Origin of the sequence: Denitratisoma sp. DHT3 (genome assembly GCF_007833355.1) — a bacterium.
Classification (GTDB): domain Bacteria; phylum Pseudomonadota; class Gammaproteobacteria; order Burkholderiales; family Rhodocyclaceae; genus Denitratisoma.
The window spans coordinates 3,464,720-3,488,938 of record NZ_CP020914.1 but is presented as its reverse complement, the minus strand read 5'-3'; the positions used below and the strand labels follow the sequence as shown (position 1 = coordinate 3,488,938).

At 66.3% G+C, this 24,219-nt stretch carries 25 protein-coding genes; 13 read left to right on the top strand and 12 right to left on the bottom strand.

Going from position 1 to position 24,219, the window contains the following annotated elements; genetic code table 11:
* The first annotated feature begins 63 nt into the window (after positions 1-63).
* From queA to secF, 5 genes are all read left to right on the top strand, one after another.
* On the top strand, positions 64-1,134 hold the full coding sequence (queA, locus tag B9N43_RS16190; protein ID WP_145843233.1) for a tRNA preQ1(34) S-adenosylmethionine ribosyltransferase-isomerase QueA: 1,071 nt from the start codon (positions 64-66) through the stop codon (positions 1,132-1,134).
* Positions 1,124-2,236, top strand: a complete 1,113-nt coding sequence (gene tgt / locus B9N43_RS16185) for a tRNA guanosine(34) transglycosylase Tgt (RefSeq protein WP_145843232.1) — start codon at positions 1,124-1,126, stop codon at positions 2,234-2,236. Before queA ends, tgt begins: the two co-directional genes overlap by 11 nt.
* A gap of 36 nt (positions 2,237-2,272) precedes the next feature.
* Positions 2,273-2,614 (top strand): preprotein translocase subunit YajC, encoded by a 342-nt coding sequence (gene yajC, locus B9N43_RS16180; protein ID WP_145843231.1) that lies wholly within the window; start codon positions 2,273-2,275, stop codon positions 2,612-2,614.
* Positions 2,615-2,729: 115 nt separating this feature from the next.
* Complete coding sequence (gene secD / locus B9N43_RS16175; RefSeq protein ID WP_145843230.1) at positions 2,730-4,607, top strand: protein translocase subunit SecD; 1,878 nt, start codon at positions 2,730-2,732, stop codon at positions 4,605-4,607.
* A gap of 11 nt (positions 4,608-4,618) precedes the next feature.
* Positions 4,619-5,554, top strand: a complete 936-nt coding sequence (gene secF, locus B9N43_RS16170; protein ID WP_145843228.1) for a protein translocase subunit SecF — start codon at positions 4,619-4,621, stop codon at positions 5,552-5,554.
* A 100-nt stretch (positions 5,555-5,654) separates the two neighbouring features.
* Here secF and B9N43_RS16165 read toward each other — a convergent pair whose 3' ends face one another.
* Positions 5,655-6,962: a cbb3-type cytochrome c oxidase subunit I gene (locus B9N43_RS16165; RefSeq protein ID WP_186453872.1), complete on the bottom strand. Its 1,308-nt coding sequence runs from the start codon at positions 6,960-6,962 to the stop codon at positions 5,655-5,657.
* Between the two features lie 160 nt (positions 6,963-7,122).
* On the opposite strand from B9N43_RS16165, the gene B9N43_RS16160 reads away from it, so the two are divergent.
* Genes B9N43_RS16160 through B9N43_RS16145 form a run of 4 tightly spaced genes read left to right on the top strand, consistent with a single transcriptional unit; the run spans position 7,123 to position 9,450 of the window.
* Positions 7,123-7,695, top strand: a complete 573-nt coding sequence (locus tag B9N43_RS16160; protein WP_145843623.1) for an SCO family protein — start codon at positions 7,123-7,125, stop codon at positions 7,693-7,695.
* Positions 7,696-7,704: 9 nt separating this feature from the next.
* A complete protein-coding gene (locus B9N43_RS16155; RefSeq protein ID WP_145843226.1) occupies positions 7,705-8,136 on the top strand; it encodes a DUF1318 domain-containing protein in 432 nt (143 codons plus the stop codon).
* Entirely contained in the window at positions 8,118-9,146 is a 1,029-nt protein-coding gene (locus tag B9N43_RS16150; protein ID WP_186453871.1) for a class I SAM-dependent rRNA methyltransferase, read from the top strand. The genes B9N43_RS16155 and B9N43_RS16150 overlap by 19 nt, the downstream gene beginning before the upstream one ends.
* Before the next feature lie 28 nt (positions 9,147-9,174).
* A complete protein-coding gene (locus tag B9N43_RS16145) occupies positions 9,175-9,450 on the top strand; it encodes a hypothetical protein (protein WP_145843225.1) in 276 nt (91 codons plus the stop codon).
* A gap of 25 nt (positions 9,451-9,475) precedes the next feature.
* On the opposite strand, the gene B9N43_RS16140 is transcribed toward B9N43_RS16145, so the two are convergent.
* A complete protein-coding gene (locus tag B9N43_RS16140) occupies positions 9,476-10,261 on the bottom strand; it encodes a 3'-5' exonuclease (protein ID WP_145843224.1) in 786 nt (261 codons plus the stop codon).
* 140 nt (positions 10,262-10,401) lie between these two features.
* Between B9N43_RS16140 and B9N43_RS16135 the strand changes: the two genes are divergently transcribed.
* The 4 genes from B9N43_RS16135 (at position 10,402) to B9N43_RS16120 (ending at position 13,540) form a co-directional block, all read left to right on the top strand.
* Positions 10,402-11,217 carry an enoyl-CoA hydratase-related protein gene (locus B9N43_RS16135; RefSeq protein WP_145843223.1) on the top strand — a complete coding sequence of 272 codons (816 nt, stop codon included), beginning with the start codon at positions 10,402-10,404 and terminating at the stop codon, positions 11,215-11,217.
* Between the two features lie 15 nt (positions 11,218-11,232).
* Positions 11,233-12,249, top strand: coding sequence for a TIGR03617 family F420-dependent LLM class oxidoreductase (locus tag B9N43_RS16130; RefSeq protein WP_145843221.1), 1,017 nt, complete (start codon positions 11,233-11,235; stop codon positions 12,247-12,249).
* A 16-nt stretch (positions 12,250-12,265) separates the two neighbouring features.
* Positions 12,266-13,027 carry an SDR family oxidoreductase gene (locus B9N43_RS16125; RefSeq protein WP_186453870.1) on the top strand — a complete coding sequence of 254 codons (762 nt, stop codon included), beginning with the start codon at positions 12,266-12,268 and terminating at the stop codon, positions 13,025-13,027.
* A gap of 303 nt (positions 13,028-13,330) precedes the next feature.
* On the top strand, positions 13,331-13,540 hold the full coding sequence (locus B9N43_RS16120; RefSeq protein ID WP_145843219.1) for a hypothetical protein: 210 nt from the start codon (positions 13,331-13,333) through the stop codon (positions 13,538-13,540).
* A 162-nt stretch (positions 13,541-13,702) separates the two neighbouring features.
* Here the strand turns inward: B9N43_RS16120 and cysM are convergent, their stop codons facing one another.
* The 10 genes from cysM to B9N43_RS16070 all read right to left on the bottom strand — a co-directional run bounded on the left by cysM (position 13,703) and on the right by B9N43_RS16070 (position 24,150).
* Positions 13,703-14,626, bottom strand: a complete 924-nt coding sequence (gene cysM, locus B9N43_RS16115) for a cysteine synthase CysM (protein ID WP_145843218.1) — start codon at positions 14,624-14,626, stop codon at positions 13,703-13,705.
* Positions 14,623-15,618 carry an ADP-glyceromanno-heptose 6-epimerase gene (gene rfaD, locus B9N43_RS16110; RefSeq protein WP_145843217.1) on the bottom strand — a complete coding sequence of 332 codons (996 nt, stop codon included), beginning with the start codon at positions 15,616-15,618 and terminating at the stop codon, positions 14,623-14,625. The genes cysM and rfaD overlap by 4 nt, the downstream gene beginning before the upstream one ends.
* Positions 15,619-15,654: 36 nt before the next feature.
* Positions 15,655-16,581: a D-glycero-beta-D-manno-heptose-7-phosphate kinase gene (gene rfaE1, locus B9N43_RS16105; RefSeq protein ID WP_145843215.1), complete on the bottom strand. Its 927-nt coding sequence runs from the start codon at positions 16,579-16,581 to the stop codon at positions 15,655-15,657.
* Positions 16,582-16,786: 205 nt separating this feature from the next.
* Positions 16,787-18,109, bottom strand: coding sequence for a UDP-glucose dehydrogenase family protein (locus B9N43_RS16100; protein ID WP_145843214.1), 1,323 nt, complete (start codon positions 18,107-18,109; stop codon positions 16,787-16,789).
* Positions 18,110-18,148: 39 nt separating this feature from the next.
* Positions 18,149-19,324, bottom strand: coding sequence for a lipopolysaccharide assembly protein LapB (lapB, locus tag B9N43_RS16095; protein WP_145843213.1), 1,176 nt, complete (start codon positions 19,322-19,324; stop codon positions 18,149-18,151).
* A 3-nt stretch (positions 19,325-19,327) separates the two neighbouring features.
* Entirely contained in the window at positions 19,328-19,582 is a 255-nt protein-coding gene (locus tag B9N43_RS16090; RefSeq protein ID WP_186453869.1) for a lipopolysaccharide assembly LapA domain-containing protein, read from the bottom strand.
* A 98-nt stretch (positions 19,583-19,680) separates the two neighbouring features.
* Positions 19,681-19,974 carry an integration host factor subunit beta gene (locus tag B9N43_RS16085; protein ID WP_145843211.1) on the bottom strand — a complete coding sequence of 98 codons (294 nt, stop codon included), beginning with the start codon at positions 19,972-19,974 and terminating at the stop codon, positions 19,681-19,683.
* 19 nt (positions 19,975-19,993) lie between these two features.
* Complete coding sequence (gene rpsA / locus B9N43_RS16080) at positions 19,994-21,679, bottom strand: 30S ribosomal protein S1 (RefSeq protein ID WP_145843210.1); 1,686 nt, start codon at positions 21,677-21,679, stop codon at positions 19,994-19,996.
* A gap of 94 nt (positions 21,680-21,773) precedes the next feature.
* Positions 21,774-23,711 carry a bifunctional 3-phosphoshikimate 1-carboxyvinyltransferase/cytidylate kinase gene (locus tag B9N43_RS16075; RefSeq protein WP_145843209.1) on the bottom strand — a complete coding sequence of 646 codons (1,938 nt, stop codon included), beginning with the start codon at positions 23,709-23,711 and terminating at the stop codon, positions 21,774-21,776.
* A 10-nt stretch (positions 23,712-23,721) separates the two neighbouring features.
* Positions 23,722-24,150 carry an acyl-CoA thioesterase gene (locus tag B9N43_RS16070; protein WP_145843207.1) on the bottom strand — a complete coding sequence of 143 codons (429 nt, stop codon included), beginning with the start codon at positions 24,148-24,150 and terminating at the stop codon, positions 23,722-23,724.
* Between the last annotated feature and the right edge of the window lie 69 nt (positions 24,151-24,219).

Here is a 24,219-nt window from a genome sequence, read left to right as displayed (position 1 = left end):
ATGGCGCGCCCTGCGGAAAGGAGGGCGCATTATCCGCGAATTGCGCGCCCGCTTCAACCGATTATGCCGACTCTCGACGATTTCGATTACCCGTTGCCGCCGGAACGCATCGCCCAGGCCCCCCTGGCCGAGCGCGCCGCCAGCCGTCTATTGGTAATGGAAGGCCGGCGTCTGCGGGACCGCGCCATCCGCGACCTGCCCGACCTGCTGCTGCCGGGAGACCTGCTGGTGATGAACGACACCCGCGTGATCCATGCCCGCCTGCTGGGCCGCAAGATCGGGGCCGTCCCTGAAGGGAACCCCGCCGAGGTTAACCTCGGCGGGGCGGTGGAGGTGCTGCTGGAGCGCCCGCTGGCGGATGCGACCGAAGTGCTGGCCCAGGTGCGGGCCAGCAAGTCGCCGAAGCCCGGCAGCCGCCTGCTGCTGGAGGATGCGCTGACGGTGGAGGTGCTGGGCCGGGAGGGGGAGTTCTATCGCCTGCGCTTTCCCGGCGACGCCCTGGCGCTGGCCGAGCGCCACGGCCGCCTGCCGCTGCCCCCCTACATCGAGCGCGCCGCCGGCGATGCCGACGAGTCGCGCTACCAGACGGTGTTCGCCCGCGAGCGTGGCTCCGTGGCGGCGCCCACGGCCGGCCTGCACTTCGACCAGACGCTGCTGGAAAGCCTGCGCGCACGGGGCGTCGAGACCGCCCACGTCACCCTGCACGTGGGCGCCGGCACCTTCCAGCCGGTGCGGGTCCAGCAATTGTCGGAACACCGGATGCACCGCGAACGCTGGCAACTGCCCCAGGCCACCGTGGATGCCATCGCCGCCTGCCGCGCGCGCGGCGGCCGCGTGGTGGCGGTGGGCACCACCAGCCTGCGCACCCTGGAATCGGCGGCGCTGGCGGGAGAACTCAAGGCCGGCGGCGGCGAGACGGACCTGTTCGTCACGCCGGGCTTCCGCTTCCGCGTGGTGGACCTGCTGCTGACCAACTTCCATCTGCCCAGGTCGACGCTGTTGATGCTGGTCTCGGCCTTTGGCGGCATGGACCACATCCGCGCCGCCTATCGTCATGCGATCGAGCATGAATACCGTTTCTTCAGCTATGGCGACGCCATGCTGATCCACCGGAACCCCGACGATGCGATTTGACCTGCTCGCCCACGCCGGCGCCGCCCGGCGCGGGCGCCTGACCCTGGCCCATGGCGTGGTGGAGACCCCGGTCTTCATGCCAGTGGGCACCTACGGCACGGTGAAAGCCATGGCCCCCAACGAACTGGAGGAGATCGGCGCCCGCATCGTGCTGGGCAACACCTTCCACCTCTGGCTGCGCCCGGGGCTGGACATCATCCGCGCCCACGGCGGGCTGCACCGCTTCATGGGCTGGGAACGGCCGATCCTCACCGACTCCGGCGGCTTCCAGGTGTTCAGCTTGGGCGACCTGCGCAAGATCACCGAGGAGGGCGTCAAGTTCCAGTCGCCGATCAACGGCGACCGGCTGTTCATGCGCCCCGAGGACTCGATGCAGATCCAGCACGTGCTGAACTCGGACGTGGTGATGATCTTCGACGAATGCACGCCTTACCCCGCCACGGAACGGCAGGCCGGCGACTCGATGCGCCTTTCGCTGCGCTGGGCGCGGCGCTCGCGCGACGAGCACGACCGCCTGGGCAACGCCAACGCCCTGTTCGGCATCGTCCAGGGGGGCATGTACGAACCCCTGCGCGACGAGTCGCTGGCCGGTCTGACGGAGATCGGCTTCGACGGCTACGCCATCGGCGGCCTCTCGGTGGGCGAGCCGAAGGAGGACTTCGCCCGCATCCTGGCCCACACCGCGCCGCGCCTGCCGCGCCACAAGCCGCGCTACCTGATGGGGGTGGGCACGCCGGAGGACATCGTGTATGCGGTGAGCCAGGGCATCGACATGTTCGACTGCGTGATGCCCACCCGCAACGCCAGGAACGGCTGGCTGTTCACCCGCTGGGGCGACGTCAAGATCAAGAACGCCAGCCACAAGAGCGACGCCCGCCCGCTCGACGAGACTTGCGGCTGCTACACCTGCCGCCATTTCACCCGCGCCTACCTGCACCATCTGCACCGCATCGGCGAGATTCTGGGCGCCCGGCTGAACACCATCCACAACCTGTTCTATTACCAGACCCTGATGGCCGAGCTGCGGCTCGCCATCGAGAGCGGCGACCTCGCCGGGACGATTGCCGAATTCCATCGGAATCGGGCCCGGGGGCCGCTATAATCACCCGCTAACCCTATTGAATTACCGGAGAAAACAGTGCTGATCTCAAACGCCTACGCCCAAGCCGCCGCCCCCGCCGCCGATCCCACCGGCGGTCTGATGAGCATCCTGCCCCTGGCCCTGATGTTCGTCGTGCTCTGGTTCCTGATGATCCGGCCGCAGATGAAAAAGGCCAAGGAGCACCAGAAGATGGTCGGCGAACTGCAAAAGGGCGACGAAGTGGTGACCCAGGGCGGCATGGCCGGCCGCGTCACCAAGGTGGGCGAGAATTTCCTGACCCTGGCCGTCGCCGATCTCAAGGAAGGCCCGGTGGAGATCCTGGTGCAGAAGAGCTCGGTCGGCGCCCTGCTGCCCAAGGGCACACTGAAAAACCTGTGAGGCGGATGGAGTCGGCGGGAGGAGCCACGCCGTTCCCGTGTTGACGGTGTTGCGCCTCGCTCCCGCCGGTAGCCTCTCGACGTCTTGACTCCTTACGCCTCGCGCCTCGCTCAAAATGAACCGCTACCCCCTCTGGAAAAACGCCACCGTCATCATCGCGCTGGTCCTGGGCCTGCTCTACACCCTCCCCAACTTCTTCGGCGAGGCGCCGGCGGTGCAGGTCTCCAGCGTCAGAGCCACGATCAAGGTGGACACCGCGCTGATGTCCAAGGTGGAGGACATTCTCCAGTCCGCCGGCATCGCCGCCACCGGGCTCCACGCCGACCCCAACAGCATCCGGGTACGCCTGATCGACACCGACACCCAGCTCAAGGCCAAGGACGTCATCGAGAAGGCGCTCAACCCCGACCCGGCCAACGCCGCCTACAGCGTGGCCCTGAACCTGGTGTCGAACTCGCCCGAATGGCTGACCTCGATGCACGCGCTGCCCATGTATCTGGGCCTCGACCTGCGCGGCGGCGTGCATTTCCTGCTCCAGGTGGACATGAAGGGGGCGCTGACCAAGCGGCTGGACGCCACCGCCGCCGACCTGCGCAGCCTGCTGCGGGAAAAGAACGTGCGTCACCTGGGCATCAATCGCGACGGCATGACCCTGGCGATCAAGTTCCGCGACGCCGAGACCCGCAACAAGGCCCGCACCGCCATCGCCAACCAGCAGCCGGACCTGACGCTGGCCGACGGCCAGGAGGGCGCCGACCTGAAACTGGTGGCCACCCTCAAGCCGCAGGCCGGCAAGAGCATCCAGGAATTCGCGATCAAGCAGAACATCACCACGCTCCACAACCGGATCAACGAACTGGGCGTCGCCGAGCCGGTGATCCAGCAGCAGGGCGCCGACCGCATCGTGGTGCAGCTGCCCGGCGTGCAGGACACCGCCAAGGCCAAGGACATCCTGGGCCGCACCGCCACCCTGGAACTGCGCATGGTGGACGACGAGGCCAGCGCCAACCCGACCGTGATGGAAGCCGCGGCCCAGGGCCAGCTGCCGGCCGGCACCGAGTACTACGTGGAGCGCGGCGGCCGGCCGCTGCTGGTGAAAAAGCAGGTGATGCTCACCGGCGAGCGCCTCACCGACGCCCAGCCCGGCTTCGACGGCCAGAGCCACGAACCGGCGGTGCATCTGACCCTGGATTCCGCCGGCGCCCGCATCTTCAAGGATCTGACGCGGGAGAACGTCGGCAAGCGGATGGCCATCCTGCTGGTGGAAAAGGGCAAGGGCGAGGTGGTCACCGCCCCAGTGATCCGCACCGAGATCGGCGGCGGCCGGGTGCAGATCTCCGGCCGCATGAGTACCCAGGAAGCCAGCGACGTGGCGCTGCTGCTGCGCGCCGGCTCCCTGGCCGCGCCGATGGAGATCGTCGAGGAGCGCACCATCGGCCCCAGCCTCGGCGCCGAGAACATCAACAAGGGCCTGCACTCGACGATGTGGGGCTTCGCCGCCATCGCCGTGTTCATGATGATCTACTACCTGCTGTTCGGCTTCATCTCGGTGCTGGCGCTGTCGGCCAACCTGCTGTTCCTGGTGGCGCTGCTCTCGCTGTTGCAGGCCACCCTGACCCTGCCCGGCATCGCCGCCATCGCCCTGGCGCTTGGCATGGCCATCGACGCCAACGTGCTGATCAACGAGCGGGTGCGCGAGGAACTGCGCAACGGCGCCACGCCCCAGGCGTCCATTCTGGCCGGCTACGAGCGGGCCTGGGCGACGATCCTGGACTCCAACGTGACCACCCTGATCGCCGGCATCGCCCTGCTGATCTTCGGCTCCGGCCCGGTACGCGGTTTCGCCGTGGTGCATTGCCTGGGCATTCTGACCTCGCTGTTCAGCTCGGTGGTGGTCTCCCGCGCCCTGGTGAACCTGATCTACGGCCGGCGCAAGAAACTCGCCAGCCTGTCGATCGGCCAGATCTGGAAACCCGGCATCGCCGCCAAATAAGGTAGAGCACCATGGAATTCTTCCGCATCAAGAAAGACATCCCCTTCATGCGCTATGCGCTGGTGTTCAACGTGATTTCGTTGATCACCTTCGTCCTGGCCGTGGTGTTCCTGGTCGGCAAGGGGCTGCACTTCTCCATCGAGTTCACCGGCGGCACCCTGATGGAAATCAGCTACGCCCAGGCGCCCGACCTCGAGAAGCTGCGCGACCGGTTGCGCAACGACGGCTTCACCGACACCCAGGTGCAGAACTTCGGCACCTCGCGCGACGTGCTGATCCGCGTGCCCCTGTCCAAGGATGCCGAGACCGCCAAGGTCGGTGAGCGGGTAATGGCCTCCCTCCGCACCGTGGACGCCGCCAATGCGGCGACCCTGAAGCGAGTGGAGTTCGTTGGTCCCCAGGTCGGCAAAGAGCTCGCCTCCGACGGGGCGCTCGCCCTGCTGCTGGTGGTGGTCGGCATCGTCATTTACCTGGCGATGCGCTTCGAATGGCGCTTCGCGGTTTCCGCCATCATCGCCAACCTGCACGACGTGGTGATCATCCTTGGCTTCTTCGCCTTCTTCCAGTGGGAGTTCTCCCTGCCGGTGCTGGCCGCCGTGCTGGCGGTGCTGGGCTACTCGGTGAACGAGTCGGTGGTGGTTTTCGACCGGGTGCGTGAAACCTTCAAGAAGAAGCGCGGCATGACCACGCCCGAGGTGCTCAACCACGCGATCACAAGTACCATCTCGCGGACCATCATCACCCACGGCTGCACCCAGATGATGGTCACCTCGATGCTGATCTTCGGCGGCGAGGCTCTGCACTACTTCGCCATGGCGCTGACCATCGGCATTCTGTTCGGCATCTACTCCTCGGTGCTGGTGGCCAGCCCCCTGGTGATGTGGCTGGGCGTCTCCCGCGAGCAGTTCATCAAGGTGAAGGTGGAAAAGCAGGAAGCCGTGGTCTGACGCCGCGCCCCCCGAAGCATGGCGCCCGTACCGGGCACGCACAAAAAAGCCATGGGCGGTGCCCATGGCTTTTTTACTCTCGCTGACTTTCAGCCAGCGGCTAGCGGGCTTTGCCCCGCATCGCCTTCAGGCACACCACCACGAACAGCAGGCCGCCGATGATCGCGATGAAGCCACCCAGGCCCATCATGCCCATGCCGATCTTCTGCGGCAGCGAGGTCAGCACCTGCTCGGCACCGGCCACCTTGCGCTGCACGCCGTAACCGCCGGACCAGGCCAGGCCCAGGATGTGCAGCAACTGGCCGCCGCCGTAGACATAAGGCTGCCAGCGGGCCAGCCCGCCCTCCACCGCCCGGTAGCCCAACTGGGGCAGCAGCACGTAGGCCATACCCATGAAGGCCAGCGTCACGCCGACGATGGAGCCGTGATAGTGGGCCGGAATCACCACATTGACGCCCTGGATCATGTGCCCGAGCACGCCGCCCACGGTGAAGAGCACGAAGGACGCCCACAGCGCCGACTTCACCGGATCGGCCAGACCGCGCCCACGCCACAGCGCCGGCACGATCAGCGCCATCAGGGGCAGCATCGCCATGTGCCCGTAGATCATCAGTTTGGCGAACCCGCCCATCTGCTCCGGGCTGCCGGCCGCCGTGGTCAACACCAGATAGGGGGCGACCAGCAGGGGAAGGGCGGCGAGCACGAACAGGGCGCCGTGGGCCGCCGACGCTTGCCGCGGCAGCAACGCCAGTTCCCGGGCCATCCAGAACCAGGCCACCAGCATCAACAGCGCGTGCTGGAACTGCAGGGTGTGCCCACCCGCCCAGAACAGCCTCTCGAAATAGACATGATCCGTCGCCGTCGGCAGCGCGATCCAGGAGGCGGCGAAACAGAACCAGGCCAGCGCGCCCGCCAGCGCGCCCAGCCAGAGCCCGAGGTGCAGCGGCGAGGCCAGGGCCTGGCCGGTGATCAGCGCCCGCACCAGCACCAGGCCGAAGCCCGCGCCACAGAGCACCAGGCTGGCGTAGAACACCGGGTGCTGGAGCACCGGAATATAGTTGTTCAGCAGCGGCTGGGCGTCGGGGAAAAACGGCGAGACGGTCATCAGCACCGTTCCCAGCGCGGCCAGCCACAAGCCGGCCCGGCTCAGCAGCGCCAATCGCGTCCCCCCGACCGTGCTCCACAGCAGCGCGGCCAGGGCCATGAACCAGATCGCCACCGACAGATCGACATGCACGATCAGCGCGGAGCGAAAGAAATTGCGCAGGGGAAAGAAGTCCTGGAATCCCGGCGTACGGGAGAAGACCAGCAGGATGGCCAGCAAACCCGAGCCGATCAAGGCCGCGAGCCCGAGCCATAGCCAGGCCCGGCTCAATTGACGCGGTATGCCATTAGGAATGGAATCCATGGAACCCCCAATCGATGAAAAGGCCGCCAGTATAAAGTCAGCGGCGCGTACCGACCTTGATCCAGCCCCGCCTCCGTCAAGTTTCCGGCATGCCGGCTCGGTTATACTGGCCCGCTCCATGGCACGCTCTCACGACTTACCCCACCTGGTTTTCCATCCGATGCGCCGCTATCTCCACATCCTGCTCACCGCCCTGGCGCTCGCCGGCTGCGGCCAGCCCGTCCAGTTCCATGCCACGGACATCACCGGGATCGACTGGGGCAAGACCTTCAGCCTCAACGATCCCGCCGGCAACCCGCGGCGCCTCGAGGATTTCCGCGGCAAGGTCGTGGTGCTGTTCTTCGGCTACACCCATTGCCCCGACGTCTGCCCCACCACGCTGACCACCATGCGCGAAGTCATGGATCTGCTGGGTCCCGATGCGCAGCGCGTCCAGGTGCTGTTCGTCACCCTCGACCCGGAACGGGACAGCGCCGAATTGCTGGCCACCTACGTTCCCCAATTCAACCCGAGTTTTCTCGGCCTGCGCGGCGACGCGCAGGCGACGGCGGCGGTTGCCCAGGAGTTCAAGGTGTTCTACGCCAAGCAACCCGCCGGCAGCGGCTACACCATCGACCATTCCACGGCCAGTTACGCCTTCGACCCGCAGGGCCGCCTGCGCCTGGTGATCCGCTACGGCGAAAGCGCGCGCAACGTGGCCGACGATCTCAAACTGCTACTGTCCGGAAAATAGGAGAGCCCCATGAAGTTCGCCCTGACCGTCCTGCTGTCCGCCGCCACCCTGTCCACCGCCTGGGCGGAAACCATCGACGGCATCAACTACGACATGGGCACCCCGCCCATCGTGGTCACCCATCACGCGATGGGGCAGCGCTTCTCGCGCCTGGTCCGCTTCTACGAAGCCGGCATCATCGGCGTCGACAACAAGGGCATGGTGGCGATCCACCCCGGCGCCGACCAGCACCTGACCCTGCCGCAACGCCAGATCGCCGAAAAGCTGATCGACGCCGAGAACCATGACCGGGAATCCATGGCCATGGCGATCGCCGACGGCAACGGCAAGCGCGACGCCATCCCCGTCATCCGGGTGCACCTGAAAGACCGCTGGCAGAAGGAAATGAAATCCGGCTGGTGGATTCAGGACGACAAGGGCGAGTGGCTCAAGAAGCCCTGACCGCCCTGCTGGACGCCGCCCATGCCGCCCGTGGCGGGCTGCTGGCGCGGCTCCACGCCGAGTCCACCGACGCCTACCGCTTGTTCCACGGCAGCGTGGAGGGGGAAAGCGGGCTGACGGTGGACCGCTACGGCGAGTTGCTGCTGGTGCAGAGCTTCCATCGCACCCTGGAACCGGCCGCGGTGGAGGCCATCGAGTCCTTCTACCGCAGCCGGATAGCGGGGCTGAAGCTGGTCTACAACGACCGCAGCGCGAAGAATTCGCGCATCGGCAATCCTTTGTCGGCCGAGGCCATGGCCATCGCCACCACGCCGGTGATCGCACGGGAAATGGGCGTGAAATACCAGATCCAGGCCCGTCACGACGGCCAGGATCCCTGGCTGTTTCTCGACCTGCGCGCCGCCCGGCGCCGGGTGATGGCGGAAGCGGCGGGCCAGTCCATCAAATCCCTGCTCAACGTGTTCGCCTATACCTGCGGCGTCGGCGTGGCTGCGGCCAAGGCCGGCGCGGACTTCGTGGTGAACGTGGATTTTTCCGAGACCGCGCTCAAGGTCGGCAAGGACAACGCCGCCTTGAACGAACTGCCCCAGCGCCTGCGCTTCATCAAGTCCGACGCCTTCGCCGCGATGCGCCAGTATTCGGGCATCGGCCAGCCGCAACGGGTGCGCGGCAAGCCGATGCCTCCCTTCCCCAAACTGGAGCCGCGCGCCTTCGACCTGGTGTTCCTCGACCCGCCCCGCTACGCCAAAAGTCCTTTCGGCGTGGTGGACCTGGTCAACGACTACCCGGCGCTGTTCAAGCCCGCCCTGCTGTGCACCGCCGAGGGCGGCACCCTCGTTTGCTGCAACAACGTGGCCCAGGTGGAGCGGGAAGCCTGGCTGGACCAGCTCGAACGCAGCGCCAGAAAAGCCGGCCGGCCGATCCGCGAAGCCGAATGGATCGTCCCGGAAGCCGACTTCCCCAGCCGCGACGGCAAGCATCCGCTGAAAATGCTGCTGCTGCGGGTTTGAGCCTCATTCATTGAATTGCGGAAACACCATGAAACGCACCGATCTGGAAAAGAACCTCGGCCTCAAGATCATGGGCCAGATGAAGAATGCCGGCACTCCCGGCCGCTTCGGCCAGGCCGCCGCCGTGCCCGACAAGAAGGAACAGCGCCGCCGGGATCAGGCGTTGGGCCTGGTGCCCTTCGCGGTGAAGCTCGACAAGGAATTGGTGCAGACCCTGCAGCAGCGGTCCACAGACCGGCAGGTGCCACTCAACGCACTGGTGGAGGAACTGCTGCGGGCCGGCCTGGCCGCAGCGCGGGGCTGACGCCGGGCGAAGTCCCGATAGCGACCTAGCCCCAGGCCGCCAGGAACTTGCGCCAATGCGCCTGGGGCGAAGCCTCCAGCTGCGCACGGACGAAGGCCACCTCGTCCTCATGCTCGGCGGCCGTGAGATGGCCGCGCATCTGCTGGAAGCGCAGATAGACCAGGTAGGTATTCACCACGTCGGTTTCGCAATAATCGCGGATGTCGTCGATGCGGCCGTCGAGCCACCCCTGCCAGACGGCGGAGCCGTCCATGCCGAGCTTGCCGGGCAGGCCCATCAGCTTGGCCAGTTCGTCCAGGGGGGCGTTGGCCCGGGGCTGGTAGAGCGCCAGCAGGTCCATCAGGTCCAGGTGCCGGCTGTGGTAACGACTGATGTAGTTGTTCCACTTGAAGTCGCGGGCATCAAAGGCGCCGCCCTCGCCGGTCTCCCAGTAGCGGGGCGCGGTCACGCCGTGGATCAGGCCGCGATAATGCAGCACCGGCAGGTCGAAGCCGCCGCCGTTCCAGGAGATGATCTGGGGCGTGTATTTCTCGATGCCGGAATAGAAACGCTGGATGATCTCGCCTTCGTTGAGCTTGGGCTCGGCCAGGGACCAGACCTTGAAGCCCTCGTCGGAACGCATGACGCAGGAGATCACCGCCACCCGCTGCAGGTACAGGGGCAGGAAGTCGCTGCCGTTCCGGGCGCGCTGTTTCTGAAAGGCGTATTCAGCCACCTCGGCATCGGACAGCGCCTCCGGCAGCGCGTGGATCTGGCGCAGGCCGGTTACGTCGGGGATGGTCTCGATGTCGAAGACGAGGACGGGCGTCATGGCGAAAGGCAGCGGCTTGGAAACGCGGGCATTCTAGCCCAGGGGCAACACCCCTCGACCGGCGCCGGCGGCGGAAATGCGAATATCGTCCGGGAGTCTCGCTTCTTATACTCGCCGCTCCGATATTCCAGGAAATCCCGATGTATCAGGACATCCGCTATGAAGTCCACGATCATGTCGCGCTGATCACCCTCCATCGTCCCGAGGTGATGAACGCCTTTTCAGGCCGCATGGGCGAGGAATGGTCCGACGCCTACCGCCGTGCCGACGCCGATGACGATGTGCGCGTCGTGGTGGTCACCGGCGCCGGCAAGGCCTTCTGCGCCGGCGCCGACATGAGCGGCGGCGCAGACACCTTCGGCAGCTTCGAGGGCGGCGACTACAGTGCCGCGGCGCTATCTACCGCCGCCTTCGAGATCAGGAAGCCGGTGATCGCGGCCGTCAATGGCGCGGCCATCGGCCTGGGGTTGAGCCTCGCGATCCAGGCCGACTTCCGCGTCCTGGCCCGGGAAGGCAAGTACGGCTTGCTCCAGGTGCGGCGCGGCGTGGTGGCCGATGCCTACATCCATTGGACCCTGCCCCGGCTGATCGGCACCGAGCGGGCCAACGAACTGCTGATGACCGGGCGGCGCATCGACGGCGACGAGGCGGAAAAACTGGGCCTGGCCTTGCGCGTGGTGCCGGCGGCCGAAGTGCTGCCCACGGCGCTGGCCCTCTCGGCCGAGATCGCGACCCAATGCTCGCCGCTGGCCGTCTCCATGACCAAGCACCTGCTTTGCCGCGCCGCCACCCTGACGCTGCCCGAGGTGGAGCGCCTTGAGACCCGTTGGCTCAAGCAGAGCATGGGCCGCGAAGACGCCATCGAAGGCGGCGTGGCCTACCTGGAAAAGCGCCTGCCGCAGTGGCGCTCCCGGGTCGGCCGCGACTGGCCCGTGGGCTTGGACAACGAAACATAAAGTGGAGAATGCACAATGAAGATCGACGCCCCTCTGCTTACCGAAAACCCGCTGGACGCGGGCGCCCAGGCCCGGCAACTGGAAGCCCAGGGACTGGACGGCGCCTACACCTTCGACGGCCGGATCGACCCTTTCCTGCCGCTCGCCTTCGCCGCCGAGCACACCGAGCGCCTGACCCTGACCACCGCCATCGCCGTGGCCTTCGCCCGCAACCCGATGGTGGTTGCCCAGCTAGGCAACGACCTGCAGCGGATCTCCCAGGGTCGCTTCATCCTCGGCCTGGGCTCCCAGATCAAGGCCCATATCGAGAAACGCTTTTCCATGCCCTGGTCGGCGCCCGCCGCACGGATGCGGGAATTCGTCCTCGCCCTGCGCGCCATCTGGCAGGCCTGGCAGCAGCGCGCGCCGCTCGACTTCCGCGGCGAGTTCTACACCCACACCCTGATGCCGCCGCTCCTGGCGCCGCCGCCCAACCCCTATGGGCCGCCCCGTATTTACCTCGCCGGCGTCGGCCCGGTCATGACCGAGGTGGCCGGCGAAGTCGCCGACGGCTATCTGGTACATCCCTTCCATTGCCGGCCCTACCTCGACCAACTGGCGCTGCCGGCGTTGCAGCGTGGCCTCGCCAAAGGCGGCCGGCCGGCCGACGCCATCGATATCTCCTGCCAACTGCTGGTGGCGGTCGGCCGCAACAGCGAGGAAATGGCCAAGGCCCGGGAGGCGCTGCAAAACCAGATCGCCTTCTACGCGTCCACGCCGGCCTACCGGCCGGTGCTCGACGCGCTGGGCCGGGGCGTCCTGCAGGAAGAACTCAACGCCATGAGCAAGGCGGGGCGCTGGGCCGAGATGGGCGGCTGCATCGACGACGAACTGATCCACGCCGTCGCCATCCTGGATACGCCCGAGGCCGCCGCCCGGACCATCGTCGAACGCTACCGAGGTTGGGCGCACCGGGTCAGTCCCACCGGCTATATTACCGACCCACAGCTGGCCGCCGCCCTCGTGGCCGCGCTGCGCCAGGCCCTTCATTAAATCGAAAGGAATGCCCATGAACGACAACACCATGCACGACAACGCCCGTCGCGTCGCCCTGGTCAGCGGCGGCGGCACCGGCATTGGCAAGGCCATCTGCCTGCGCCTGGCGCGGGACGGCTTCGCCGTGGCCGTCGGCTACGCTCGATCCGCCGAGGGGGCGGAAGACACGGTCAAACGCATCGGCGCGGCCGGCGGCGAAGCTTTCGCCCACCGCGCCGATGTGAGCCAGGAGGAAGAGGTCGTCGCCTTCTTCGCCGCCGTCAAAGCTCGCTACGGCCGCATCGACGTGGTGATCAACAATGCGGGCATCGGCCACATGAAGCCCTTCCACGACATCCCGATGAGTCACTACGACTTCACCTTCGGCCTCAATGCGCGCGGCACCTTCATGATGTGTCGTGAAGCCGCCCGCCACATCGAGGACGACGGCCGCATCGTCAGCATTTCCACCGGCGCCACGGTCGCGAACCCGGCGGCCATGGCCCTCTACGTCGGTAGCAAGATGGCGGTCGAGGGTTTCACCAAGGTGCTGGCCCGGGAACTGGCGCCGCGCGGCATCACGGTCAATGCGGTGTCGCCGGGGATGACCGACACGCCGATGCTGGAAGGGGGCGATGCCGCGGCGCTGCGCAAGTACGGTGCAACGGCGGCGGCGATGGGTCGGCTGGGCCAGCCCGAGGAGGTGGCCGATGCCGTCGCCGCGCTGGTATCGCAGGACGGCCGCTGGATCACCGGTCAGGTGATCCACGTCGACGGCGGCACCATCATCGTCTGAGCGACGGCAAGCGGGATTTCACCGAGGATGCCCCGGCGATGCGCCGATTTTTGCCGAACGAGGCCGCCCGGGAATTCATGGGATTACCCAGAATAGGGAATCCCACTCGCTCCGACCTTGCATCCGGCTCCGACAGTGACTGACAATTCAGTAATGGACGGTGCTCAGGGTTGGGCATGGGCCACCCGCAAACCGTGGGAATGCCGCCTGCCTCCGCTTGAGCTGTCCGTAACCGGACCGACGCCCCAGGGCTCCGGTCTTTTCTCATCCCGCTAAGCAACATACAAGGAGCAATCGGAAATCATGGCTTTCAATCTGGATTCCAAGGTGGGCGATCTGTTGGATAACGAGGCTGCCCGCACAACGCTGGACAAGCACCTGCCCGACTTCTCGACCAACCCCCAACTGGCGATGGCGCGCGGCTTTTCGCTGAAAATGGTCGCCGGCTTCTCCGGTGGCAAGATCACGCCGGAAATGCTCGCCGCAGTCGAGGCCGACCTGGCAAAGCTGTAAACATCTCCAGGGGGCGCCCAAAGCCCCCTTCTTCGCGCATTCCGCGCCACCACAAGGCCGTCGGCTCTCGCTCGACGGCCTTGTGCATTTTCCCCGCGGCGGCTCTCAACGGCACGACGCGACGCAAAAGCGGTTTGAACCGCAGTTTTCAGGTTTTGAGGATCAAACCGGGAAGACGCCGGTGGACAGATAGCGGTCGCCCCGGTCGCAGACGATGGTGACGATGGTGGCGTTCTCCAGTTCGACCGAAAGGCGCAGCGCGACGTGCAGCGCGCCGCCCGAGGAGATGCCGGCGAAGATGCCCTCCTCGGCCGCCAGGCGCCGGGTCATGGCCTCGGCCTCGGCCTGGCTCACGGATTCGATGCGATCCACCCGCGACTTGTCGTAGATGCGCGGCAGGTAGGCCTCGGGCCACTTGCGGATGCCGGGGATCTGCGAGCCCTCGTTGGGCTGGCAGCCGACGATCTGGATCGCCGGGTTCCGCTCCTTCAGATAGCGGGAGCAGCCCATGATGGTGCCGGTGGTGCCCATGCTGGAAACGAAGTGGGTGATGCGCCCCGCGCTGTCGCGCCATATCTCGGGGCCGGTGCCCTCATAGTGGGCCAGCGGATTGTCCGGGTTGGCGAACTGGTCGAGCATGATGCCCTTGCCTTCCCGCACCATGTGGTCGGCCAGGTCGCGCGCCGCCTCCATGCCGCCGGCCCTGGGGGTGAGGATCAGTTCGGCGCCGAAGGCGCTCATGGTCTGGCAACGCTCCACGCTCTGGCTCTCGGGCATGATCAGGATCATGCGGTAGCCGCGCATCGCCGCCGCCATCGCCAGGGCGATGCCGGTATTGCCCGAAGTGGCCTCGATCAGGGTGTCGCCGGGCTTGATGTCGCCGCGCGCCTCGGCCCGGACGATCATCGACAGGGCCGGCCGATCCTTCACCGAACCGGCCGGGTTGTTGCCCTCCAGCTTGACCAGGATCACGTTGTTGCGCCGGGCGTTCTCCGCACCCGGGATGCGCTTCAGTTGCACCAGCGGCGTATTGCCGACGAAATTCTCGAGGGTCTTCAGGGGCGGTTGCGGGGTATCGGGTTTCATGGCGCTTGCAGCAGATGCTGGACATATTGGGCGACCCCCTCGCCGACGCCGGCGAACCGGCCTTCGTAGCCGGCGGCGCGCAGGTTGGAGAGATCGGCCTGGGTGAAGCTCTGATACTTGCCTTTCAACGCCTCGGGGAAGTCGACGTATTCGACCAGGCCCTGCGCCACCATCTCGGCCAGCGTCAGCGGCGGCTTGCCCTCGGCGGCGCGGCAGGCATTCACCGCCGCCACCGCCACGTCGTTGAAGGGCTGGGCATGGCCGGTGCCCAGGTTGTAGATGCCCGAGGTGCCCTTGTCGAGGAAGTGCAGGTTCACCTTCACCACGTCCTCGACGAAAACGAAGTCGCGGCTCTGCTCGCCGTTGCCGTAGCCGTCGCAGCCCTCGAACAGCTTCACCTTGCCCTCGGCCCGGTACTGGTTGAAATGGTGGAAGGCCACCGAGGCCATGCGGCCCTTGTGCTGTTCGCGCGGCCCATAGACGTTGAAGTAGCGGAACCCGGTCACCGGCGATGCCGCGTCGACCAGGCGGCGGCGCACGATCTGGTCGAAGAGGAACTTGGAATAGCCATAGACGTTGAGCGGCGCCTCATACCGGCGCTCTTCCTTGAATATGCCGCCGCCGCCGTATACCGAGGCGGAGGAGGCGTAGAGATAGGGCACCCCCTGGTCCAGGCAGTAATCCAGCAACGACCAGGAATAGCGGTAGTTGTTGGACATCATGTAGGCGCCGTCGGTCTCCATGGTGTCGGAACAGGCGCCCTGGTGCAGCACGGCCTCGATCACGCCGTCGAGATCGCCTTCCTCGATCAGTTCGAGGAATTCGGCCTTGTCCAGATAGTCGGCGATCTCGCAATCCGTCAGGTTCTTGAACTTGTCCGCTTTTTTCAGGTTGTCGACGGCGATGATGTTGTCGATGCCGCGCTGATTCAAGGCATGAACCAGATTGGAGCCGATGAAACCGGCGGCGCCGGTGACGACGTAGTAGCTCATGGAATTTCCTTCCGCCAGTAACGGCGCCCTAGCCTTCTAGGACGCCTGCAATTCTTCGAGGGAGCACACGGCGGTGCCCAGCTTGCCCACCACGATGCCGGCCGCCCGGTTGGCGATCTTCATCGCCTCGGGCAACGCCAGGCCGCTGGCCAGCATCACGGCCAGGGTGGCGATGACGGTGTCGCCGGCGCCGGAAACGTCGAACACCTCGCGGGCCCTCGCCGACTCGTGGCTCTCGCCCGCATCCGAGAACAGCGTCATACCCTCCTCGGAGCGGGTCAGCAGCAATGCCTCCAGGCCCAGGTCGCGGCGCAGGCGCTGCGCCTTTTCGGTGAGTTCCGCCTCGTCGCGCCAGCGGCCGACGACCTCCCGCAACTCGGCGCGGTTGGGCGTGACCACGGTGGCCCCGACATAGCGGACGTAGTCGTCGCCCTTGGGGTCCACCAGCACCGGCTTGCCCGCGGCGCGGGCGAGCCGGATCATTTCGGTGATGTGGGTCAGGCCGCCCTTGCCGTAGTCGGAGAGGATCACCGCGTCGCAGTCGACCACGCGCTGGGCGAACTCGGCCAGCTTGGTCCGCAGCACCTCGTGGTCGGGCGCGTTCTCGAAATCGATGCGGATCAATTGCTGCTGGCGCGCCACCACGCGCAGCTTGACCGTGGTGTTGAGCTTGGCATCCTCGTGCAGGCTGGCGTCCACGCCGGAGTTGGAGAGCAGCCGGGCCAATGCCTGCCCCGGCTCGTCGGCCCCCACCACCGACAGCAGGCCGGTGCGGGCGCCGAGGGCGGCGCAGTTGCGGGCCACGTTGGCCGCGCCGCCGGGACGATCCTCGGTGCGTTCGATCTTCGCCACCGGCACCGGCGCCTCGGGCGAAATCCGCGAAACGTCGCCGAACCAGTAGCGGTCGAGCATGACGTCGCCGACGATCAGCAAGCGGGCTTTCGAGGTGTCGGGAATTTTCATATTTGTTATTTACTCCAACGTAGTCTCGCCGCCGGGCAGCCGCTCGGGGTCCCCGCGAAACAAGTTTCGCGGGGTGGGCATGGCGAGACGGCGAGCCGCCGCCAGGCGGCAACGGTACGATATCCGCCACGCAGTTCCTCGTGACAGCCCGAGCGTAGCGAGCTGGCGAGTTCCCCCGCCCGGGTGGGGGTTAGGGGGTGGGGGCTCATTTTCTGCCGATGGGGAAATACTCCAGACCCGCCTTGCGGGGATGCTGGGGATCGTAGAGATTACGGCCGTCGAAGATCACCGGCTGCTTCAATTGGCTCTTGATGGCCTCGAAATCCGGCGCGCGGAATTCCTTCCATTCGGTGACGATGGCCAGGGCGTCGGCATCCTTCAGTGCATCCATCGGACTGGTGGCGAACTCGACGCGGCCTTCCCCGGCGAAGATCCGCTGCGCCTCGTGGGTCGCCACCGGATCGTAGGCCCGCACCCGCGCGCCGCGCGCCAGCAGGTCGTCGATCAGGGCGCGGCTGGGCGCCTCGCGCATGTCGTCGGTGTTGGGCTTGAAGGCCAGGCCCCAGAGGGCGAAGTTCCTGCCCGTCAGATCCTCGCCAAAGCGCTTGACGATCTTGCCGGTGAGCACGTGCTTCTGGGCTTCATTGGCGGCCTCCACCGCGGTCAGTATCTTCAGCTCCTGGCCGACTTCGCGGGCGGTGCGCTCCAGTGCCTGCACGTCCTTGGGGAAGCAGGAGCCGCCATAGCCGCAGCCGGGATAGAGAAAGTGGTAGCCGATGCGCGGATCGGAGCCCATGCCGTGGCGCACGTGCTCGATGTCGGCACCGAGCTTCTCGGCCAGGTTGGCCAGTTCGTTCATGAAGCTGATGCGGGTCGCCAGCATCGCGTTGGCGGCGTACTTGGTGAGTTCGGCGGAACGCACGTCCATCATGATCAGGCGCTCGTGGTTGCGCTGGAAGGGCGCGTAGAGCTGCCGCATCAGTTCGATGGCGTGGGGATCCTCGGCGCCGACGACGATGCGGTCGGGTTTCATGAAGTCCTCGACGGCGGCGCCTTCCTTGAGGAATTCGGGGTTGGAAACCACGCTGTAGGGGACCTCGATGCCACGCTGCCGCAGTTCGTCGGCGATGGCGGCGCGGACCTTGTCGGCGGTGCCCACCGGCACGGTGCTCTTGTCCACCACCACCTTGTAGTCCTGCATGTGGCGGCCCACGTTGCGCGCGGCGGCCAGCACGTATTGCAGGTCGGCGGAGCCATCCTCGTCGGGCGGCGTGCCGACGGCGATGAACTGGATGGTGCCGTGGGCCACGGCGGCCTCGATGTCGGTGGTGAAGCGCAGCCGGCCGGCCGCCTCGTTCTTCTTCACCATGGCCTCCAGACCCGGTTCGTAGATGGGGATGCCGCCTTCGTTGAGGATGCGGATCTTGTTGGCATCCACGTCCAGGCACAGCACGTCGTTGCCCACGTCCGCCAGGCAGGTGCCGCTCACCAGGCCCACATAGCCGGTGCCGATTACGGTGATTTTCATATCGAGTCGAGAATTTGAGGTTTGAAGAAGGGGGCTCCGTCAGGGAGCCAGGTCGAATTCCTCGGTACGCCTGGGCGGATAGGTTTCCCAGCCGCCGCAGGCCGGGCAGCGCCAATGGAACTGGCGGGCCTTGAAGCCGCAACTGTCGCAGCGGTAGCGGGCCACACGGCGGGTATGGGCGTGGATCAGATTGCGCACCAGCTCCAGGTCGCTGCGCCGCTCCGGCGGCGCCATGGTCACCTGGGCCTCCAGCAATTTGTTCAGACCCAGCAGGGTGGGATTGCGCCGCAGCTCGTCGCGTACCAGCTGGTAGGCCGCTTCGGGACCGCTTTCCTGCAACGTCATCTGGGCCACCACGTCGAGGAGATCGAGGGAGGGATTGCGCTCCAGATAGCCGCGCAGCAGCTGCAGGCCCTGCTCGGCGCGCCCCAGCCTGACATGGGCCTCCACCAGCTTGCCGGCGACCAGCGCCAGGTAGGCCGGACTCTGGCCTTCCACCCGCTTCCAGGCCTCGATCGCGCCTTCGGCGTCGTTATCGTTCCAGGCCAGGTCCCCCTGCAGGATGGTGGCCCTGACGCACTTACGGTTCGCCCGCAGGGCCTCATCCAGATGCTGACGCGCCGCGTCGGAGCGGCCGTGCAACAGCTCGGATGCGGCCAGTTCGCAGTGGAACTCGGCCATCTCCTTCTGCCAGATGTGGTCGGCATGGCCCGGCATCGCCGCGGCGGTGTCGATCGCCTTGGCCCATTCCTTCTCCTGCTGGTAGATCTCGAGCAGGAAACGCAGGGCATCCTCGTCGCGGATCGTGCCCCGCAGCTTGAGGAAGATGCCCTCGGCCCGGTCCAGCAGGCCCGCCTTCAGGTAGTCCTGGCCCAGTTCGGAGAGCGCGTGGAGGCGCTGTTCGGCGGACAGGCCGTCGCGATCCACCAGATTCTGATGCACGCGGATGGCGCGGTCGGTTTCGCCCCGACGGCGAAACAGGCTGCCCAGGGCGAAGTGCAGTTCGATGGTTTCGGTATCGACCTTGGCCGCTTCGAGAAAGGCTTCGATCGCCTTGTCCGGCTGCTCGTTGAGCAGGAAGTTGAGGCCGCGGAAGTAGGAACGGGGCAGCGCCCGCGACTCCCGGACCAGATGTTTGATGTCGATGCGCGCGGCGACCCAGCCCAGGATGAAAAAGGCGGGCAGGGCCAGCAGCCACCAGAGTTGGATTTCCACGATTCAGTGCGTCCCCAGGGAATCGATTTTGCGCCGGATGCGACTCAGTTCCCGTTTCTGCCGGATCAGGGTTGCCAGGGCGGCGGTCACGCCCACCACGGCGCCCGCGACGAAGGCCACCAGCAGCACCAAGGATAACGGCGCCAGGGTGTGTTGATCGAAGAAAAAGCGCAATTCCACCGTGGAGCTGTTCTTGATGGCGAGACCGAACAGAGCGATGAAGATGACGATGCGCAACAGCCAGATCAGAATTTTCATGCTTTCAGCCCACATTCAATCCTTCGATCATGAAAAACGGGCGGCATCCGCAATGAATGCCGCCCGCCCGATACAGCGCCAGCAGGGCGCCCATGACGCTAGCCGGTGTGACCGTTCTGATCCACCCGCTCCCGCAACTCCTTGCCCGCCTTGAAGTGCGGCACGTACTTGGCCGGCACCTGCACCTTGGCTCCCGATTTGGGGTTGCGCCCGATGCGGGGAGGACGATAGTTGAGGGCGAAGCTGCCGAAGCCGCGGATCTCGATGCGATCGCCTTGCGCCAGCGCGCTGGTCATCGCATCCAGGATGGTCTTCACCGCGAAATCGGCGTCCTTCGCCACCAGTTGGGGGAAGCGGGCCGACAGCCTGTCAATCAGCTCAGACTTGGTCATGGACGACGCCTGCAACGGCTCAGTTCTGGTTCAGCTTGGCCTTGAGCAGGGCACCCAGGTTGGTGGTGCCTGCGGAGCCGGAGCTTTCCGAAGCCAGCTTCTGCATCACCGCGTTCTGCTCGGCCTGGTCCTTCGCCTTGATGGACAGGCTGATGGAACGGGTCTTGCGGTCCACGTTGATGATCACGGCCTCGACGGCGTCGCCTTCCTTGTACAGCGTGCGCAGATCCTCGATGCGCTCGCGGGCGGCCTCGGAAGCGCGCAGATAACCCTCGACGTCGCCGCCCAGGTCGATCACCGCGCCGCGCTGATCCACGCTCTTGACGGTGCCGTTGACCAGGCTGTTCTTGTCATGGGTGGCGATGAAGCTGGTGAAGGGGTCGCCGTCCATCTGCTTGATGCCCAGGGAGATGCGCTCCTTCTCGACGTCGATGGCCAGCACCATGGCTTCCACCTCGTCGCCCTTCTTGTAGTTCTGCTTGGCTTCCTCGCCAGCCACGTTCCAGGACAGGTCGGACAGATGCACCAGACCGTCGATGCCGCCGGGCAGGCCGATGAAGATGCCGAAGTCGGTGATCGACTTGATGGCGCCCTTCACCTTGTCGCCCTTCTTGTAGTTCTGGGCGAAATCGTCCCAGGGGTTGGACAGGCACTGTTTCATGCCCAGGGAGATGCGGCGACGCTCCTCGTCGATCTCGAGGATCATCACTTCCACCTCGTCGCCCAGCTGAACGACCTTGGACGGATGGATGTTCTTGTTGGTCCAGTCCATCTCGGAGACGTGCACCAGGCCTTCGATGCCCTGCTCGATCTCGACGAAGGCGCCGTAGTCGGTGAGGTTGGTGACCTTGCCGAACAGGCGGGTACCGAAGGGGTAGCGGCGGGCGATGCCCACCCAGGGATCTTCGCCCAGCTGCTTCATGCCCAGGGAGACGCGGTTCTTCTCCTGGTCGAACTTCAGCACCTTGGCGGTGATCTCATCACCCACGGTGAGCACTTCGGAGGGGTGACGGACGCGGCGCCAAGCCAGATCGGTGATGTGCAGCAGGCCGTCGATGCCGCCCAGGTCCACGAAGGCGCCGTAGTCGGTGATGTTCTTGACGATGCCCTTGATGATGGTGCCTTCCTGGAGGGTTTCCAGCAGCTTCTGGCGCTCTTCGCCCATGGAAGCCTCGAGCACGGCGCGGCGCGACAGCACCACGTTGTTGCGCTTGCGGTCGAGCTTGATGACCTTGAATTCGAATTCCTTGCCCTCGTAGGGGGTGGTGTCCTTGACCGGGCGGGTATCCACCAGGGAACCGGGCAGGAAGGCGCGGATGCCGTTGGCCATGACGGTGAGGCCGCCCTTGACCTTGCCGGTGATCATGCCCTTGACCAGGATGCTCTCGTTGAGCGCCTTGTCCAGGTCGTTCCAGGCAGCGATGCGTTTGGCCTTGTCGCGGGACAGGCGGGTTTCCCCATAGCCGTCTTCCAGCATCTCGATCGCGACTTGCACGAAATCGCCGGGCTGGACTTCGACTTCGCCGCGATCGTTCTTGAATTCGTCGATGGCGATGAAGGATTCGGATTTGAGACCGGCGTTGACGACCACATAGTTCTGGTCGATGCGCACGACTTCGGCGGTGATGACTTCACCGGCGCGCATTTCCTGGCGGGAAAGGCTCTCCTCGAAAAGGGCGGCAAAGCTTTCGGTAATAGCAGACATGATTGGTTGGTATCCATACACACCGTCGGGAGACGGCGGGGAAGTTGCAATACGTCCGGCAGGCTGGCACCCGCCGGACACCCTGACGCGGCGGCTAGTGGATGCGGTCCCGGGCCCAGCCCAGCACCGCCGCCACGGCCTGCTCGATGGAAAGATCCGAGGTATCGAGCAACTCCGCCTCCGCGCACTTCTGCAAGGGAGCGACGCTACGGGCGCTGTCTCGCGCATCGCGCTCGCGCAAATCCTGCAGAAGAAGGTCAATGTTAGCAGGCATCCCCTTTGCGATCAACTGTTTATAGCGTCTTTCGGCGCGCGCCGGAGCCGATGCGGTGAGGAACACCTTGCACTCGGCCCAGGGAAATACCACCGAGCCCATGTCGCGCCCGTCGGCCACCAATCCCGGCCAGCGCCGGTAGGCCCGCTGGCGGTCCAGCAGCGCGGCCCGCACCGCCGGCAGGGCGGCCACCTTGGAAGCGCCGACGCCCATCTCCTCGCTGCGGATGGCCTCGGTCGCCTCCTCGCCCGCCAGCAGGATGCGCTCCCCCTCGAATTCGGCCGCCAGGGTGGCGGCCAGCGCGGCCACGCCGGCTTCGTCGTCCCAGGCCACACCGGCCTTGCGGGCCGCCAGCGCGGTGAGGCGATAGAGCGCGCCGCTGTCGAGCATGTGGTAGCCGAGCGTTGCCGCCACCCGCGCCGCCACCGTGCCCTTGCCGGAGGCGGACGGGCCGTCGATGGCGATCACCGGCGCGGTCACCTCGGCATAGCGCTCGAAGTAGTCGGGGAAGGTCTTGGCCACGCAGCCGGGATCGAGGATGCGCACCGGCACGCCGCCGAGCGCCGCCAGCGACAGGCACATGGCCATGCGGTGGTCGTCGTAGGTGGCGATCGCGGCGCCAGGTGTCAGGGACGCCGGCGGGCCGACCCGGATGAAGTCGACGCCTTCATCCACCGTGGCGCCGACCTTGCGCAACTCGGTTGCCATCGCGGCGATGCGGTCGGTTTCCTTGACCCGCCAGGAGGCGATGTTGCGCAGGGTGCAGGGGCCGTCGGCGAACAGCGCCGCCACCGCCAGGGTCATCGCCGCGTCGGGAATATGGTTCAGATCCAGGTCGAAGGCGCGCAGCCGGCCGCCGGTCGGTGCGCTGGCTTCGATCCAGTTGGCGCCCATCTCGATGCGCGCCCCCATGGCCTCCAGGGCCGCGGCGAAGGCCACGTCGCCCTGGATGCTGTCGCGGCCGACGCCCTCCACCCGCACCGGTCCGCCGCCGATGGCGCCGGCGGCGAGGAAGTAGGAGGCCGAGGAGGCGTCGCCTTCGACGTGGATCGCACCGGGGCTGCGATAACGTTGGCCGGCGGGAATGACGAAACGCTCCCAGCCCTGCCGTTCCACGTTCACACCGAAACGGGCCATCAGGTTCAGGGTGATCTCGATATAGGGCTTGGAGATCAGTTCCGTGGTCATCTCGATCACGGCCCGCTCGCCGGTCAGGGGCAGCGCCATCAGCAGCGCGGTGAGGAATTGGGACGAGACGTCGCCGCGCACCCGGATCGGCGCCGACAGGCGGACCGCCGCGGGTTTCAGCGCGAGCGGCGGATAGCCTTCGTGCTCCAGGTAATCCACCACGGCGCCGATCTGGCGCAAGCCATCCACCAGATCGCCGATCGGCCGCTCGTGCATGCGCGGCACGCCCGACAATCGATAATGCCCGCCGGACAGGGCCAGCGCCGCGGTCAGCGGGCGGAACGCCGTACCGGCATTGCCGAGAAACAGCGCAGCCTCCTTGACGGGGAAAGCGCCGCCCGCGCCGCCGATCCGATAGCTGTCGGCGCCGATGTGCTGGATGCCGATGCCGAGTTGCCGCAGACCGGCCAGCATCACCCGGGTGTCGTCGGAGTCCAGCAGGTCATGGATGTCGGTGTCGCCCTCGGCCAGGGCGGCGAGCAGCAGCGTGCGGTTGGAAATGCTTTTCGAGCCGGGCAGACGAACCACGCCGGCGGCGCGGCGCAGAGGGGGAAGATCGAGATGGGTCATTGGCAAAGCGTCAATCCGTGTTTTCCTGTATTCCTTGGGCCGCGGGCGGAAGTTCCCGCTTTTCCCCGTCTTCGCCGATCGCGACGAAGGTCAGCACCGCCTCGGTCACCTTGACCACGGCGCAGCGGCCCTGCCCGCCGTGGAAACGTTCGGCGAAGACCTGGACATCGACGGTCACCGAGGTACGGCCGGTCTTGACCACCTCAGCATAAAAACTGACCACGTCGCCCACGGCGATGGGTTGCTTGAACTGGAAGGAGTTGACGGCCACCGTGACCGCCCGCCCCCGGGCCACGCGGGCGGCGCAGGCGCCCGCGGCGAGGTCCACCTGGGACATGACCCAGCCGCCGAAAATGTCGCCATTGGGGTTGGTGTCCTTGACCTGGGGCATGACCCGGAGGGTGGGCTGGCGTTGGGGAAGTTCGAGTTCGGTCGCCATGAGGGTTTCCCTTGTTATTGTGGATACCGTATCAATGATACAGGGTGCGGTTCATTCGAAGCCGGGCCG